The organism is Devosia sp. GW821-FHT12F11 (genome assembly GCF_058806655.1).
Genome location: NZ_JBXAPX010000004.1, coordinates 307,841 through 323,523, shown reverse-complemented (window position 1 = coordinate 323,523; position 15,683 = coordinate 307,841). Strand labels below are relative to the sequence as shown.

Sequence of the window (15,683 nt, the reverse complement as noted above, 5' to 3'; positions counted from 1 at the left end):
ATGGCTATGAAATTCCCGTTCGGCGGCTATTGTGCGCCGAGATCGGAGAGGCATATGTCGGTCTGGCAACGTCTTAGTGCCTTCATTGGGTCGCCTTCGGAACGCACGGGGCTGGTGGGCTCGATCATCAACGCCCTCGATCCCGACACCTGGCTGCCGGGTGGCCGCGACGCCGCGTTCACGCTGGCGCTGATTGCGCTCTCGGCCAAGATGGCGGTGTCGGACGGCGTGGTGACCGCCTCGGAACTGCGCGCCTTCCAGCGCACCGTGGAGATTCCACCGGGAATCGAAGAGCAGGTCGACAAGCTGTTCAAGCTCGCCCAGCAGGATGTGGCCGGCTACGAAGCCTATGCCAAGAAGGTGCGCCGCTTCTTCATCGACAGCCCGGATACGCTGGAGCACGTGCTCGACAGCCTGTTCTTCATCGCCTCGGCCGACGGAATGATTCACGAAGCCGAGCTCGATTACCTCAAGAACGTCAGCGACATTTTCGGCTTCGACGATGCGCGGTTCGAGCAACTGACCTCGCAGCACGTGCTGTTCGACAAGGGCGCCGACCCCTATATCGTGCTGGGCTTGGCGCCGACGGCCGAGCGCGACGAGGTGAAGCGGGTCTACCGCCTGCTGGTGGCCGAGCACCACCCGGACCGGCTGATCGCCAAGGGCGTGCCCGAGGAGCTGATCGATGTGGCGACCGCCCGCATGGCGGCGATCAACAACGCCTACAACCAGATCATGAAGCGCGCCGCCTGACGGCGCGCAACCTGACTGTGCGCTTGACTGGACCCTGCCGCACCCCCCATATGCGCCTCGCCAGTTGACCGGGTGGCCGCTCCTGTTTCCGTGGGAGAGGAAAGTCCGGGCTCCATCGAAATACGGTGACGGCTAACGGCCGCCGGGGGCGACCCCAGGGAAAGTGCCACAGAAAGCAAACCGCCTGTGCCAAGGACTTCGGTTCTTGCCCACGGGTAAGGATGAAAGGGTGCGGTAAGAGCGCACCGCGGACCTGGCAACAGGGACGGCACGGCAAACCCCACCGGGAGCAAGACCAAATAGGGATGACACGGGGATAGGGCGAAAGCCCTTTGCCCCAGCCGGTTTTCGAGGCCTGTCATCCGGGTTGGTTGCATAAGGCCGGCAGTAATGCCGGTCAAAGATGAATGGTCACCACGTCAGCGCCGTGAGGCGCCGGCCCTACAGAACCCGGCTTATAGGTCAACTGGCATTTCCTTTCCGGGGCGCGTGGGGCCCAGATCGTGTGACTTCTGGTAGTGTCAGAGGGCACGAAGGCCACCTTATCCACGGTGTCACCCCGGCGAAGGCCGGGGCCCATCCTGAGCGCTTTCAGTGGATCACCGCTGGCCCGTCTCTCGCGTGCCTCACTTTGCCCGCCGACGGGGCTCTCAAACGCCGCAGCTCGCTCGCAGCATCTCAGGATGGGCCCCGGCCTTCGCCGGGGTGACACCGTGGGTGGGAGAAGTCGGTGCTAACAGCGCTGTTCCATGAAGTCCTCTATTTGCGACATTGTGTATGAAAAACTTGACACCATGTCGCACTCACTTTACATGCCTCGCACATTGAACCGAGGCTGGGAGGCCGTGATGAGCTACAAGGAATGGGAAGCCGTGGTGAACATCATCGCGGCGCTGGTGATCGGCGCCTGGGTGATCTTCGAGGCGCTGGCCAACCCGTCGGCGACGGTCGCGGCCGTGGCCGGCCGGCTGCTGTGGGCGATCCTCTACGGGGTGCTGTTCACCATCGCGGCGATGATCGTGATGTCGATCCTCGTCTCCATCGCGCGGCGCGAGGGGTTCAGGGACGAGAAGGCGGATGAACGCGACAAGCTGGTGGGCCTGCGCGCCATGCGCAATGGCTACGTCATTGCTTCGATCGCCGGCGTCGCCAGCTTGTTCACCCTCACGTTCAGCGCCAATCCGGCCGAGGCCGCCTACGTCCTGTTCTTCGGGCTGATGCTGGCCGGTGTCGTCGATGCGGCGTCGCGGCTCGTCTACTACCGGATCGGCTGAGCGCCATGGGCAAGGGACAGGCGCGGATCGACAACACCATCCGCACGCTGCGCTTCAACGCCGGCGAGATGACCCAGGCGGCGCTCGCCGAGAAGGTGGGCGTTACCCGCCAGACCATCGTCGCCATGGAGCAGGGGCGCTACTCGCCCTCGCTCGAAGTCGCCTTCCGGGTGGCGCGCGCCTTTGGCGTGCCGCTCGAAGAGGTGTTCCAGTATCGCGGGGAGGGAGAGTGATGCTTGCGGCAATCGTCGACCGCTATGGTCCGCCCCAAGCCCTTGCCATCCGCGAGGTGCCGAGGCCTGAGCCCGGACTGGAGCAGGTGCTGGTGCAGATCCATGCCAGCGTCGTGACGCCCTCCGATGTGGCGTTCCGCAACGGCGAACTCTGGATCGCCCGGCTGTTCTCCGGCCCGTTCAAGCCGCGCCTGCCGATCCTCGGCGATGCCTTTGCCGGCGTGGTCGTTCGCATCGGCGCCGGCGTCACGCGCTTTGCGGTCGGGGATCGCGTTGCCGGCTCGACCGGCCCCGAGCTCGGCGCGCACGCCCAGTTCGCCGTCGTCGACGAGGCCGGCGCCATCGTCAGACTGCCAGAGGACGTGGCGTTCGGCGCTGCGGCCGGACTATGCGATGGCGGGCTGACGGCGCTGCCGTTCCTGCGTGACCACGGACAGCTCAAGTCAGGCCAGCACGTGCTGATCAATGGCGCCTCGGGCAGTATCGGCACCTCGGCGGTGCAACTGGCGCGGGCCATGGGCGCCGTGGTGACCGGGGTCACCAGTACGCGCAACGTTGAACTGGTCCGCGCCCTCGGAGCAGATCGGGTGATCGACTACACCAAGGAGGATTTCACTGCTGCCGACGCGGCCTATGACGTGATCTTCGACACGGTCGGCAAATCCAGCTTCGGCCGCTGCCTAGCGGCGCTGAAGCCGGAGGGCATCTACCTGTCGCCGACGCCGATGCTGTCGCCCTCGATGCTGAGAAAAACCGGCCGCCGGGCCCGTTTCGCCGCGACCGGCCTCAGGCGGCCGGCCGACAAGGCGAAGGACCTGGTCCAGCTGTTCGACTGGGTACGGGAGGAGAAACTCCGTACCGTCGTCGAGCGCGAGTACGCCCTGGCCGATATCGCGGCGGCCCATGCCCTGGTCGAGACTGGGCACAAGGTCGGGTCCATCGTGGTGAACATCCCGTAACCTCAATGGAACCTTAACCTAACCACCGCAAAGTGCGCCGATACCCAGTATGGGTGATTTCTTTGTACCGGCGGCGCCGGCGTGGAGTTCGAGCGGGAATGAGTGAGCCCAAGGGCAGCGACAGCCAGGCGCCGCATGTGCCGGTGCTGCTGGCCGAGGTGCTCGATGCGCTGGCCCCGCTGAAGGGGGCGCGTATCCTCGATGGTACGTTCGGGGCAGGGGGCTACTCCCGCGCTTTGCTGGAAGCCGGCGCCTCCGTGGTAGCCCTCGATCGCGACCCCTCCGTCCTGCCGCATGCCGAACGGCTCAGCGCCGATTTCCCGAGTCGTTTCAAATTCGTACCCGGCACCTTTTCCAACCTGGATGAGCTGGCCGACGGGCCGGTCGAAGGCGTGGTGCTCGATATCGGCGTTTCGTCGATGCAGCTCGATCAGGCGCAGCGCGGTTTCTCGTTCATGCAGGAAGGCCCGCTCGACATGCGGATGTCGTCGGATGGCGTGTCGGCTGCCGACCTGGTGAACACGCTCGATGAGGCGGAACTCGCCAACCTGTTGTTCGCCTTCGGCGAAGAGCGTAAATCGCGCCGCATCGCCAGCGCGGTCGTCGCGGCGCGCGCCACGGCGCCGATCTCGACCACGACGCAGCTGGCGCGGCTGATCGAAAAGACCATTGGCCGCAAGCCCGGTGACGCGCATCCTGCGACACGCAGCTTCCAGGCGCTCCGCATCGCGGTGAACGGCGAGTTCGACCAGCTGGTCGAGGGGCTGTTCGCCAGCGAGCGGCTCTTGGCCGAGGGCGGGCGGCTCGCTGTCGTCACCTTCCATTCGCTCGAAGACCGGATCGTCAAACGCTTCTTCGACCCGGAAAAGGGGGCGCCGACGCAATCCCGCCACCTGCCGCAAGTTGTCCTCGAGGCGCCGCGCTGGGCCCGGGCCGCCAAGGCACTGAAGGCTTCCGCCGCCGAACTCGGGCGCAACCCCCGTTCCCGCTCGGCCACGCTGCGTGCCGGCGTCAGGACCGCCGCTCCGGCGCGGGCCGTGAGTTATGCCGGGCTGGGCGTGCCGCTGTCGCGAGGTGCCGCATGATCAAGATGCTCAACGCCGTGATGGTCTGTACCAGCCTCGTCGGGCTGGTCGGCGTCTATGCGCTCAAATACTCGGTCGAGGACATTGCCAGCGACAAGGTGGCGCTGGAGCGCAAGATCGATCGGCAGGAGGGTGACCTCAGCCTGCTCAAGGCCGACTGGTCCTATCTCAACCAGCCCGCCCACGTCGCGCCGATCGTTGCTCGCCACCAGGAGGCGCTGGCTCTGGTGCCGACCGCGCAGGATCAGTTCGGGCGCCTGGACAACCTGCCGATGCGCCCGGCCGCACCCGATCCCGCGGCGCTCGACGCGCTGCTTTCCTCGCTCGATGCGGGTATCGACCCGATCGAACAGCTGATCGAGGCCAACTAGATGGCGATCATCACCGAAGGCGCTGAGACCATCTCGCTCGACGGCGGGCGGAAGTCGCGCGGCAATCTCACCAAGGCGCGGATCCGCTGGGTCATCGTGGCGCTGGTGCTGGTGTTCGGCACGGTCGGCGGCCGGCTGATCCAGCTCGGCGCTACCGTCACCGATTCCACCATCGAAGGCATCGAGCGCGACGTCATCACCGCCAGCCGCCCGCCGGTGCTCGATCGCAACGGGCTCGAGATGGCGGTCGATATCCGCGTCCCCTCGCTGTTCGCCGAGCCGCGCCGCATCATCGACGTCGAGGAGGCGGTGCAGAAGCTCAGGACCGTGTTGCCCGACCTCGACGAGGATTGGCTGCGCAAGCGGCTCAGCGGCGACAAGGGTTTCGTCTGGGTGAAGCGCGAGCTGACCCCGGCGATCGAGGAGAAGATTTTCCAGCTCGGTATCCCTGGGCTCGACTTCGTCACCGAAAGCAAGCGCTTCTACCCCTCGGGGCAGGAGGCATCACACATCCTTGGCTCGGTCAATATCGACAACCAGGGCACCATGGGCATCGAAAAGCACATGGACGACGACAGCCTGGCGCTGCTGCAATCGATCGGGCTGGCGCGCGGCAACGAGATGACTCCGGTGAACCTCGCTATCGACCTGCGTGTGCAGCACGTCATGTACGAGCAGTTGCAGGATGCGCTGGTCCGCTACAAGGCGATCGCCGCCGCCGGCGTGATGATGGACGTGAAGACCGGCGAGATCGTCGCCCTCGCGTCACTGCCGGATTTCGACCCGAACAACCCCTCGACCCTGTTCCAGGACTATAACGGGGTAAAGAACGACCGTTTCAACCGCATCACCTCGGGCATCTACGAGCTCGGCTCGACCTTCAAGACGGTGACCCTGGCCGGGGCGCTCGACAGCGGCAGGGTGCGGATCACCGATCAGTTCGACGCCCGTTTCGGGGTACGCTTCGGCCGCTTCACCATCGACGATTTCCACGGCAAGCACCGCGTGCTGAGCGTGCCCGAGGTCTACAAGTACTCGTCCAACATCGGCACCATCAAGATCATGCAGCAGCTGGGCAAGGACGACTTCCGCGCCTTCCTCAGCAGGATCGGCATGGACAAGCCGGTGCCGTTCGAGTTGCCCGAGATGCGCAAGCCCAAGGTGCCGGACAAGTTCTCCGAGATCGTCGCGGCGACCTCGAGCTTCGGGCACGGCCTGTCGGTATCGCCGCTGCATATGGTTCGTGCCGTCGCGGCCTTCGTCAACGACGGCAACATGGTGCCGCCGACGCTCTACAAGCGCAGCGAAGCCGAAGCGCGCCAGCTCTATGAACGAGTGATTTCGCCCTCGACCAGCGCCGAGGTCCGCTACCTGATGCGGCTCAATGCCCTCGAGGGGTCGGGCACCCAGATGAACAAGCTGGCCAACGGCTACCGGGTCGGCGGCAAGACCGGTACCGCCGAAAAGGTCGTCGGAAGGTCATACTCTTCCGACAAGACCTTCGCGGTGTTCGCTTCCGCCTTCCCGCTCGACAACCCTCGTTACGCCATGGTGGTGATCGTCGACGAGCCACAGGATGAGAACGCTCAGTCGGGCCATACCGCCGGCTGGAATGCCGGCCAGGTAACCGGCCGCGTGGTGCAGAGAGTTGCGCCGATGCTTGGAATCGCACCGGACTTCAGCGAAATGTTGGATACAAGCCTTGTCCCAGTCGAACTCCGCTGAAGCCATTCGAGAAGAAAGCGTGGACGTGCCTTTCGCGCTCACAGAACTACTGAAAGGGGCAGGAGCCCCTACGGTCCCGGCCATTGAGGTCGAGGGCATCAATGCCGACAGCCGCGCTGTCGGACGCGGCGAGGCCTTCTTCGCGTTGCCCGGGACCCGCGTGCATGGCGATGGCTTTGCGGCGCAGGCCGTCGGGCGCGGCGCCAGCGTGATGATCAGCGATCGCCAGCCGGAGGCCGATCCAGGCATTCCGGTGGTGCTGGTCGAGGATGTGCGCGCCGCCTATGCGCAGGCCGCCGCCCGCCAGTTCGCGCCGCAGCCCGATGTTTCGGTCGCCGTGACCGGCACCAACGGCAAATCCTCGATCGTTTCGTTCGTACGCCAGATCTGGGACGCTTGCGGCATCGCGGCGGCCAGCCTCGGTACGGTCGGGGTCGAGACCCGCGCCGGCATCCGGCCGCGCGAGCTCACCACCTCGGACCCGCTGTCGCTGCATCGCGACCTTGGCGAACTCCGGGCCGAGGGGATCGGCCACATCGCCATGGAGGCTTCCAGCCAGGGGCTCGACCAGCGCCGGGTCGACGGCATCCGCTTCAATGCGGTCGCCTTCACCAATCTGAGCCGCGACCATCTCGACTATCACCGCGACATGGACACGTACCGGGATGCGAAGCTGCGGCTGTTCACCGACCTGATCGCCGAGGGCGGCGCGGCGGTGGTCAATGCCGATGACCCCGAGCACATGCCGTTCCTGTTCGCGGCGCTCGATCGCGGTGCGACGTTGATGACGGTGGGCAAGGAAGGCGCGTTCCTCGAGCTTACCGAGATCCGCAACGAGGGCTATGGCCAGCGGGTCACCGCCCGCATGGTCGGGGAGCCCGTCAGCTTCCTGCTGCCGCTGACGGGCGCCTTCCAGGTCAACAATGCCGCCGTGGCGCTGGCCCTCGCTGTCGCCACCGGCGCGCCCGCCGACAAGGCGGTGAAGGCGCTGGAGCATCTCAAGGGCGCCAAGGGCCGGCTCGAGCTGGTGGCCGAGCACAATGGAGCGGCGATCTTCGTCGACTACTCGCACAAGCCGGTGGCGCTGGAGACAGCGCTCGAGTCGCTCCGGCCATATGCCAGGAATCAACTGCGCCTGGTGTTCGGCTGCGGCGGCGACCGCGACAAGGGTAAGCGCCCGATCATGGGTGATGTGGCCGAACGGCTCGCCGACGATGTCATCGTCACCGACGACAACCCGCGCACCGAGGATGCAGCGAGCATTCGCGCCGAGGTCCTCGCCGCAGTGCCCAAGGCGCTGGAGGTGGGCGACCGCCGCAAGGCCATCGAGACCGCCATTTCACGTCTACAGCCGGGTGACGTGCTGCTGATTGCGGGCAAGGGCCACGAGGACTATCAGATCATCGGCACCACCAAGCACCATTTCTCCGACCACGAAGTGGTGCTGGAGACGCTGAAAGGACTCTAGCGCCGATGCGACCGCTCTGGACCGTCGCCGAGGTCGTCAAAGCCACCGGCGGCCGGCCCGAAGGCCTGTCGGACGGCCCGATCTCCTCGATCTCGATCGATTCCCGCGAAATCGCCGCCGAGGCGCTGTTCGTCGCCATCCGCGGCGATACGCATGACGGGCACGATTTCGTGGAGAAGGCGATCGAAGCCGGCGCCACCGCGGCGCTGGTCTCGGAGGCCTATCACGCTGCCCATGGCGGCAAGAACCTGATCGTCGTGCTCGATACGCTCAAGGCGCTGGAGCAACTCGGCATCGCGGCGCGGGCCCGCAATCGCGGCCAGATCATCGCGGTGACCGGCAGCGCCGGCAAGACCACGACCAAGGAAGCGATCCGCACCGTGCTCGCCGCCTCGGGCGAGACGCACTACTCGATCAAGAGCTTCAACAACCATTGGGGCGTGCCGCTGATGCTGGCGCGCCTGCCGCGCGAAGCGCAGTTCGGCGTGTTCGAGATCGGCATGAACCATGCGGGCGAGATCACGCCGCTGGTGCAGATGGTTCGGCCGCATGTCGCCGTCATCACCACGGTGGCGGCGGCGCATCTTGAGTTCTTCACCTCGGTCGCAGACATCGCCGCCGCCAAGGCCGAGATATTCCTCGGGCTCGAGCCCGGCGGCACGGCGCTGCTCAACGCCGACCACGACCACCTGCATATCCTGTTCGCCCACGCGCGGGCGGCGGGTGTCGCCAATGTGGTGACCTATGGTTTCGACGACAGCGCCGACTGGCATATCGGACGCGTCGACACGTCGGCCTCGACGACGCTGGCCGAGGTGACACACGGCGCCGACCGTTATGATCTGCGGCTGCAGGTGCCGGGGCGCCATATGGTGGCGAACGCGGTGGCAGCACTGGCGGTGGCGCAGATTTCGGGCGAGGGCACCCGCTCGGCCGTCGCCGCGCTCGCCAGGTTCGGGGCGCCTGAGGGCAGGGGGCTCACCCTGCGACTCGGTCCCAATGCCAAGCCGCTGCTGCTGGTCGACGAGAGCTACAACGCCAATGTCGCCTCAATGACTGCTGCGATGGACCTCTATAGCTCGATGCGTCCGCCCGATGGCCGGAAGTTCCTGGTGCTCGGCGACATGCTGGAAATGGGGCCGCAAGGCCCGCAACTCCATGCCGGGCTTGCCACTGCGGTGCTGAAGACGGGCGCGACCGAGATCTACCTCGTCGGCGCGGCGATGCGTTCGCTGGCCGATGAACTCAGGCATCGCGCCGAAAACGACCGCGATATCCCCGCTGTGACGCATATGCCGACCGCCGAGGAGATCAGTGATACCGTTCTCTCGGCGCTTGCCTATGGCGACGCAGTTATGGTCAAAGGGTCGAAAGGCGTCCGCCTCTCACCTCTGGTGCAGAAGATCCGCGAGCGCTTCCAGTAAGACGCTCCAGTCCGACGGGTGGGACACCAACAGCATGCTGTATTTCCTCGGGCAGTTGGGCGATAGCCTCGCCGCCTTCAATGTGTTCCGTTACATCACCTTCAGGACGGCCGGCGCGGTGATGACCGCGCTGTTCTTCGTGTTTCTCTTCGGCCCCGGCATGATCGCGGCGCTCCGTATCCGGCAGGGTAAGGGCCAGCCGATCCGCGAGGATGGCCCGGCCGGGCACCTGCTCACCAAGAAGGGCACGCCCACCATGGGCGGGCTGATGATCCTGTCGGCGACGGTGATCTCGATCCTGTTCTGGTCGAACCTCTCCAACGGCTATGTCTGGGTGGTGCTCGGCGTCACGGTTTCGTTCGGCGCTATCGGGCTTTACGACGATTACCTGAAGGTCAAACGCATGTCGCATGCCGGCTTTTCCGGCCGGCAGCGGCTGATCCTCGAGGCGATCATCGGTGCCGTGGCCTGTTACTTCATCTCGGTGCTCGGCGACCCCGCGACCTCGACCTCGCTGTTCTTCCCGTTCGTCAAGGGGCTGGCGGTCAACCTGGGCTGGTTCTTCGTGCTGTTCGGCGCCTTCGTCGTCGTCGCCGCCGGTAACTCGGTGAACCTCACCGACGGTCTCGACGGCCTTGCGATCGTGCCGGTGATGGTTGCGGCCGCCTGCTTCGGGCTCATCGCCTACCTCGTCGGCTCGGCCACTTTTTCGGAATATCTGTTCCTCAACCCCGTTCCCGGCACCGCCGAGCTCTCGGTGGTCTGCGGCGCCTTGATCGGCGCCGGCCTCGGCTTTTTGTGGTTCAATGCGCCGCCGGCGCAGATCTTCATGGGCGATACCGGCTCGCTGGCGCTGGGCGGCGCGCTCGGCACCATCGCGGTGGCCACCAAGCACGAAATCGTGCTGGCCATCATCGGCGGCCTGTTCGTCCTCGAGGCCGTCTCGGTGATCGTGCAGGTCGTGTCGTTCAAGCTCACCGGCAAGCGCGTCTTCAAGATGGCGCCGATCCACCACCATTTCGAAATGATGGGCTGGACCGAAAGCCAGGTGGTGATCCGCTTCTGGATCATCAGCTTCGTCCTCGCCCTGATCGGGCTGAGCTCACTGAAGCTGCGCTAGGGCGTTGTCGCTATCGAAGTGGACGCGAAGCGCAGTTGAGTCGCGAAGCGGCAACGCGATCAGGCGAAGCGCAGGTGCAGCACACGCGGACGTCATTCCCGCGTAGGCGGGAACCCCGTGGGATGCTGTGGCGTCCGCTGAGGTCGAGAGACCCCACTGGGTCCCCGCATTCGCGGGGATGACGCCGGCGGACGGAGCCGGGATCGAGCCCAACGGCGCGGCTAGTGCCGCTCGGTTGTGAACACTCCAGTGCGCGTGCAACGAAAGGTGCGGACCTTCTTTCGCGAGAGCGACATCACCGGAGCTCCGGCCTCTTGAAGCGCTGTAGTTTGCCGTCTGCCCGCGACTCGCAAAACGCGAGTGTCGTTGCGAAGTTGGTAACCAACCGGGCGCTACAATTTGCATCTAGTTGTGCGTACGGGAGGCCGTCCCGATCCGGCGGCGTCAAAGCATGTTTTCACGCGAGCGTAAGACCCCCATCGCCGAGTGGTGGTGGACGATCGACAAGTCATTGCTTGCGGCGTTGATTCTGCTGCTGCTGGTCGGGGTGCTGCTGAGCTTTGCGGCGAGCCCGCCGGTGGCTGAGCGGCTGGGCCTCGGGCCGTGGCACTTCATCATCCGTCAGGCGATCTTCGCGGCGCTGGCCGTGCCGGTGATGATCGCGGCGTCCATGCTGCCGCATCGGGCCGCGCGCATCGCGGCGCTGGCGGTGCTGGTGGTTTCGATCATCATGCTATGGCTGACCTTGCGGTTCGGCGTCGAGGTCAAGGGCGCCAAGCGCTGGATTTCGATCGCCGGCAACACCGTGCAGCCGTCGGAATTCGTCAAGCCGGCCTTCGCCGTCATTGGCGCCTGGCTGTTCTCCGAGAGCATGAAACGGCCGGGCGTGCCTGCCCGTATCATCGCCACCGGCATCATGCTGGTAATCGTCGGCGGGCTGCTGCTGCAGCCTGATATCGGGCAGACGGCGCTAGTGCTCGCCACCTGGGGTGTGCTGCTGTTCCTCTCCGGCATCTCGTGGTTCGTGATCATCGGGCTGGGGGCAGCCGGCATTGGCCTGCTGTTCGCCGCCTACATGTTCTTCCCGCACTTCGCCAAGCGCATCGACAGCTTCGTCAACCCTGAAGGCGGCAATACCTACCAGGTCGACAAGGCGCTGAGCTCGTTGCTCGAAGGTGGCTGGTTCGGGCGCGGCCCGGGCGAGTCGCTGGCCAATAAGGTGATCCCCGACGCCCACGCCGACTACGTGTTCTCGGCCGCGGCAGGGGAGTTCGGCATCCTGTTCTGCCTGTTCATCGTGGCGCTGGTCGGCTTCATCGTGATCAAGGCGCTGATTGGGGCGCAGCAGCAATCGAGCCTGTTCTCGCGGCTCGCGGCCTCGACCCTGGCGATCCAGTTCGGGTTGCAGTGCGCCATCAACCTCGCGGTCAATCTCAGCCTGATCCCGCCCAAGGGCATGACCCTGCCGTTCGTCTCCTACGGCGGCACCTCGATGCTCGCCATCGCCTTCGCGATGGGCCTGATGCTGGCCCTGACCCGCAAGAAGCCGGAAGAGCGCCTTGCGACCGGGCTTCCCGTCTATCGCAGCGGAGTGCTATCCCCCGCCGAATGAGCAGATTCGTCCTAATGGCCGGCGGTACGGGAGGCCATCTCTTCCCGGCAATGGCGTTGGCGCAGGAACTGCGCCGGCGCGGTCATGACATCCAGTTGATGACCGATCATCGTGTTGCCTCCTATGGCGACGGCTTTCCGGCGAGCGCGACGCATATCGTGCCGTCGGCGACGCCGTCGGTCAGCAACCCGATCAAGTTCGTCACCGCCGGGTTCAAGATCCTCGGCGGCATCGGTGTGGCCCATGGCGCGCTGGGGCGGATCAAGCCCGATGCGGTGATCGGCTTTGGCGGCTATCCGGTGTTCCCGCCCTTCGTCGCAGCAAGCCTGCGCGGTATTCCCGGCATCCTGCATGAGCAGAACGCTGTGATGGGGCGGGCCAACCGGGCGCTGGCCAAGATGGCCAGGCTGATCGCGCTGAGCTTTGCGCGCACCCTCAAGGCCGAGGCCTTTGCCGACAAGTCGGTGCTGGTCGGCAACCCGGTGCGCGATCGCGTCCGTAACGTCGCCAAGGTGCCCTATCCCGACCTCGAGGCCGGCGGTTCGATCCGGCTCCTGGTGTTCGGCGGTAGCCAGGGCGCCCGCGTGTTCGCCGATCTGGTGCCGCCGGCCATCGCCGAGCTGCCGCACGAGATCCGCTCGCGGCTGCGCGTGGTGCAGCAGTGCCGGGCCGAGGATCTTGACCGGGTCGCCGAGACCTACCGGCAGGCCAAGGTCAATGTCGAACTCGCCTCGTTCTTCGACGACCTGCCGGAGCGCATGGCCGCTTCGCACCTCGTCGTCTCGCGCTCGGGCGCTTCGACCATTGCCGAACTTACGGCCATCGGCCGGCCCGCCATCCTCGTGCCGCTGCCCGGCGCGATCGATGCCGACCAGAAGAACAATGCGCTGGTGATGGAGGCCGCCGGCGGCGGCTGGATCGCCGAGCAAGCCACGCTTACGCCACTATCGCTTGGCACTCGCTTGGCATCACTTCTGGGTGACCGGGATGTGCTGCAGCGGGCCGCAGCTGCGGCCAGATTGCTGGGTCAGCCCGACGCCGTCACCAAGCTCGCCGACGCGGCAGAACGCCTCGCGGCCAAGGGGAACAAACCACAATGAAGATGCCGCGCAATATCGGACCGGTGCACTTTGTCGGCATCGGCGGCATCGGCATGAGCGGTATCGCCGAGATTCTGCACAACCAGGGCTACAAGGTGCGCGGCTCCGACAGCGCCGAGAACCCGAACGTGCAGCGGCTCAGGAAAATGGGCATCGAGGTGGAGATCGGCCAGAGCGCCGAGAACCTCAAGGATGCGGCCGTCGTCGTCATCTCCTCGGCGATCAAGAAGGGCAACCCGGAGCTGGCCGCCGCACGGGCGCGCGGCCTGCCGGTGGTGCGCCGAGCCGAGATGCTGGCCGAGATCATGCGGTTCAAGAACGCCATCGCGATCGGCGGCACGCACGGCAAGACCACGACGACAACTCTGGTGGCAACGCTGCTCGACGCGGCCAACTACGACCCCACCGTCATCAATGGCGGCATCATCAACGCCTACGGCACCAATGCACGCCTCGGCGACGGCGAGTGGATGGTGGTCGAGGCCGACGAATCCGACGGCACCTTCGTCAAGCTGCCGGCCGATGTTGCCATCGTCACCAATGTCGACCCCGAGCACCTCGACTATTACGGCGACTTCGACAAGGTGAAGCAGGCCTTCATCAACTTCGTCGAGAACGTGCCGTTCTACGGCTTTGCCGTGATGTGCCTCGACCATCCCGAGGTGCAGGCGCTGGTCGGGCAGATTCGCGATCGCCGCGTCATCACCTACGGCCGCAACCCGCAGGCCGACGTGCGGCTGGTCGATCTCGAAAACCACGACGGCGTGCAGCATTTCTCGGTCGAGATCCGCGACCGCATCCGCATGACGCACCTCAGGATCGACGGGCTCGAGCTGCCGATGCCGGGCGAGCACAACGCGCTCAACGCCACGGCGGCCATCGCCGTCGCCGACCAGCTGAAGGTGCCGGCTGAGGCGATCCGCAAGGGGCTGAAGAACTTCTCGGGCGTGAAACGCCGCTTCACCAGGACCGGCACCGTCGGTGGCATCACCATCATCGACGATTACGGCCACCACCCGGTGGAGATCGGCGCGGTGCTGAAGGCGGCCCGGCAATCGAGCCGGCGCGACGTTATCGCCGTGGTGCAGCCGCACCGCTACTCGCGCGTCCACGACCTGTTCAACGAGTTCGCCACCTGCTTCAATGATGCCGATACGGTGATCGTCGCCCCGATCTATGCGGCCGGCGAGACGCCGATCGACGGGGTGACGCATGAAGAGCTGGTTGCCCGCATCCGCGCCCGCGGCCATCGCGATGCGCGGGTCATCGACCGGCCGGAAGCCCTGGCGCCGCTGATCGCCTCGCGCGCCGCGGAGGGCGACTACGTCGTCCTGCTTGGCGCCGGCAACATCACGCAGTGGGCGGCCTCGCTGCCCGCCGAACTTGGCGCCCTGATCGGCAAGGAGCCCGAGCTGCCATGAACGTCCATGTCCCACAGTGGCCCGACCTGATCCCGACGCTCGGCAGCTGGACCGCCGAGGTGCGCGGGCAGTTGATCCCGAACCAGCCGCTCGACGAGATGACGACGCTGAGGGTAGGGGGGCCGGCGCAGCTGTTCTTCCGCCCGGTCGATGAAGACGACCTGGCGTTCTTCCTCAAGCATCTGCCGGCCGAAATCCGCGTCACGGTGATCGGGCTCGGCTCGAACCTCCTGATCCGCGATGGCGGCCTCGACGGCGTGGTGATCCGGCTGCCGGCCAAGGGCTTCGGCGCCATCGACATTCTCGACGGCCACCGCGTGCGAGCCGGCGCTGCCGTGCCCGACGTGAAGGTCGCGACCGCTTCGGCCGAGGCGGGCATCGATGGCTTGTGGTTCTATCGCGGCATTCCCGGCGGTATCGGCGGGGCGCTCTACATGAATGCCGGCTGCTATGGCACCGAGACGCGCAACCGCATGGTCGAGCTGCGCGCGGTGACCCGGCAGGGCGAGATCATCACCCTCACCAATGCCGACATGGGCTATCTCTACCGCAAGTCGAACGGCCCGCGCGGCGCCGTGTTCACTTCGGCCGTCTATCAGGGGTTTGCGGGCGATCCGGAGAAGATTCTCACCGAGATGCGCACCGTCACCGAGCGGCGCGAAAGCACGCAGCCGACCCGCGCCAAGACTGCCGGCTCGACCTTCAAGAACCCCGAAGGGCATTCGAGCTGGAAGGTGATCGACGAGGCCGGTGGCCGCGGCTTCACCTTCGGCCGCGCCCAGATGAGCGAGATGCACTCCAACTTCCTCATCAACATGGGTGAAGCGGATGCGTTCGAGGTCGAGACCGTCGGCGAGTCGATCCGCCAGAAGGTGCGCGACAAGCACGGCATCGAGCTCAAATGGGAGGTCCGCCGCATGGGCCACTTTGTGCCAGGGCGCGAAGTGCGTGAGTTCATGGACGGCGCGCCGTTTACAGGGGCGGTATGATTGGGCGTGCCGCAACCTATCGGTGATCGCCTGCTCCCCTTGTGGTCAGCGGACGAGGGCGTTCGCCCTCGCCGCGAGGTGCCCGAAGGGCGGATGAGGGGTTTCTCTCCTCCGCACGAGACGTTCCTCACTTCGTTCGGACCGCGCAA

14 protein-coding genes and 1 other RNA gene are annotated in these 15,683 nt (G+C 65.9%); all 15 read left to right on the top strand.

The features are described from left to right. The first annotated feature begins 54 nt into the window (after positions 1-54). The gene (locus AC1ROK_RS14415) at positions 55-753 is read left to right on the top strand and encodes a TerB family tellurite resistance protein (RefSeq protein WP_492847995.1); all 699 of its coding nucleotides are present in this window, start codon (positions 55-57) and stop codon (positions 751-753) included. A 60-nt stretch (positions 754-813) separates the two neighbouring features. Next, positions 814-1,227, top strand: an RNA gene (gene rnpB / locus AC1ROK_RS14410) — RNase P RNA component class A. Between the two features lie 374 nt (positions 1,228-1,601). Next, positions 1,602-2,027, top strand: a complete 426-nt coding sequence (locus tag AC1ROK_RS14405) for a hypothetical protein (RefSeq protein ID WP_492847993.1) — start codon at positions 1,602-1,604, stop codon at positions 2,025-2,027. A 5-nt stretch (positions 2,028-2,032) separates the two neighbouring features. Beyond that, complete coding sequence (locus AC1ROK_RS14400; protein WP_492847991.1) at positions 2,033-2,260, top strand: helix-turn-helix transcriptional regulator; 228 nt, start codon at positions 2,033-2,035, stop codon at positions 2,258-2,260. Further along, a complete protein-coding gene (locus tag AC1ROK_RS14395; RefSeq protein WP_492847989.1) occupies positions 2,260-3,219 on the top strand; it encodes an NAD(P)-dependent alcohol dehydrogenase in 960 nt (319 codons plus the stop codon). Before AC1ROK_RS14400 ends, AC1ROK_RS14395 begins: the two co-directional genes overlap by 1 nt. Before the next feature lie 98 nt (positions 3,220-3,317). After that, positions 3,318-4,304, top strand: coding sequence for a 16S rRNA (cytosine(1402)-N(4))-methyltransferase RsmH (gene rsmH / locus AC1ROK_RS14390; RefSeq protein ID WP_492847987.1), 987 nt, complete (start codon positions 3,318-3,320; stop codon positions 4,302-4,304). Then, positions 4,301-4,675, top strand: coding sequence for a cell division protein FtsL (gene ftsL / locus AC1ROK_RS14385; protein ID WP_492847985.1), 375 nt, complete (start codon positions 4,301-4,303; stop codon positions 4,673-4,675). The genes rsmH and ftsL overlap by 4 nt, the downstream gene beginning before the upstream one ends. Continuing rightward, entirely contained in the window at positions 4,676-6,400 is a 1,725-nt protein-coding gene (locus AC1ROK_RS14380) for a peptidoglycan D,D-transpeptidase FtsI family protein (protein ID WP_492847983.1), read from the top strand. 19 nt (positions 6,401-6,419) lie between these two features. Then, the gene (locus tag AC1ROK_RS14375) at positions 6,420-7,868 is read left to right on the top strand and encodes a UDP-N-acetylmuramoyl-L-alanyl-D-glutamate--2,6-diaminopimelate ligase (RefSeq protein ID WP_492847981.1); all 1,449 of its coding nucleotides are present in this window, start codon (positions 6,420-6,422) and stop codon (positions 7,866-7,868) included. A gap of 5 nt (positions 7,869-7,873) precedes the next feature. Continuing rightward, on the top strand, positions 7,874-9,292 hold the full coding sequence (locus AC1ROK_RS14370) for a UDP-N-acetylmuramoyl-tripeptide--D-alanyl-D-alanine ligase (protein WP_492847979.1): 1,419 nt from the start codon (positions 7,874-7,876) through the stop codon (positions 9,290-9,292). Positions 9,293-9,326: 34 nt separating this feature from the next. After that, positions 9,327-10,412 (top strand): phospho-N-acetylmuramoyl-pentapeptide-transferase, encoded by a 1,086-nt coding sequence (gene mraY, locus AC1ROK_RS14365; protein ID WP_492847977.1) that lies wholly within the window; start codon positions 9,327-9,329, stop codon positions 10,410-10,412. A gap of 451 nt (positions 10,413-10,863) precedes the next feature. Continuing rightward, entirely contained in the window at positions 10,864-12,024 is a 1,161-nt protein-coding gene (locus tag AC1ROK_RS14360; protein ID WP_492847975.1) for an FtsW/RodA/SpoVE family cell cycle protein, read from the top strand. After that, complete coding sequence (gene murG, locus AC1ROK_RS14355; RefSeq protein ID WP_492847973.1) at positions 12,021-13,124, top strand: undecaprenyldiphospho-muramoylpentapeptide beta-N-acetylglucosaminyltransferase; 1,104 nt, start codon at positions 12,021-12,023, stop codon at positions 13,122-13,124. The genes AC1ROK_RS14360 and murG overlap by 4 nt, the downstream gene beginning before the upstream one ends. Further along, positions 13,121-14,545, top strand: coding sequence for a UDP-N-acetylmuramate--L-alanine ligase (gene murC, locus AC1ROK_RS14350; RefSeq protein WP_492847971.1), 1,425 nt, complete (start codon positions 13,121-13,123; stop codon positions 14,543-14,545). Before murG ends, murC begins: the two co-directional genes overlap by 4 nt. After that, on the top strand, positions 14,542-15,534 hold the full coding sequence (gene murB / locus AC1ROK_RS14345; RefSeq protein ID WP_492847969.1) for a UDP-N-acetylmuramate dehydrogenase: 993 nt from the start codon (positions 14,542-14,544) through the stop codon (positions 15,532-15,534). The genes murC and murB overlap by 4 nt, the downstream gene beginning before the upstream one ends. The last annotated feature ends 149 nt before the right edge of the window (positions 15,535-15,683 follow it).

Excerpts from the sequence above, each read along its gene's own strand:
- murG (WP_492847973.1), top strand. The coding sequence starts at position 12,021 with ATGAGCAGATTCGTCCTAATGGCCGGCGGTACGGGAGGCCATCTCTTC.
- AC1ROK_RS14400 (WP_492847991.1), top strand. The coding sequence starts at position 2,033 with ATGGGCAAGGGACAGGCGCGGATCGACAACACCATCCGCACGCTGCGC.
- AC1ROK_RS14370 (WP_492847979.1), top strand. The coding sequence starts at position 7,874 with ATGCGACCGCTCTGGACCGTCGCCGAGGTCGTCAAAGCCACCGGCGGC.
- AC1ROK_RS14380 (WP_492847983.1), top strand. The coding sequence starts at position 4,676 with ATGGCGATCATCACCGAAGGCGCTGAGACCATCTCGCTCGACGGCGGG.
- AC1ROK_RS14360 (WP_492847975.1), top strand. The coding sequence starts at position 10,864 with ATGTTTTCACGCGAGCGTAAGACCCCCATCGCCGAGTGGTGGTGGACG.
- AC1ROK_RS14415 (WP_492847995.1), top strand. The coding sequence starts at position 55 with ATGTCGGTCTGGCAACGTCTTAGTGCCTTCATTGGGTCGCCTTCGGAA.
- ftsL (WP_492847985.1), top strand. The coding sequence starts at position 4,301 with ATGATCAAGATGCTCAACGCCGTGATGGTCTGTACCAGCCTCGTCGGG.
- rsmH (WP_492847987.1), top strand. The coding sequence starts at position 3,318 with ATGAGTGAGCCCAAGGGCAGCGACAGCCAGGCGCCGCATGTGCCGGTG.
- murB (WP_492847969.1), top strand. The coding sequence starts at position 14,542 with ATGAACGTCCATGTCCCACAGTGGCCCGACCTGATCCCGACGCTCGGC.
- AC1ROK_RS14395 (WP_492847989.1), top strand. The coding sequence starts at position 2,260 with ATGCTTGCGGCAATCGTCGACCGCTATGGTCCGCCCCAAGCCCTTGCC.
- AC1ROK_RS14405 (WP_492847993.1), top strand. The coding sequence starts at position 1,602 with ATGAGCTACAAGGAATGGGAAGCCGTGGTGAACATCATCGCGGCGCTG.
- murC (WP_492847971.1), top strand. The coding sequence starts at position 13,121 with ATGAAGATGCCGCGCAATATCGGACCGGTGCACTTTGTCGGCATCGGC.
- mraY (WP_492847977.1), top strand. The coding sequence starts at position 9,327 with ATGCTGTATTTCCTCGGGCAGTTGGGCGATAGCCTCGCCGCCTTCAAT.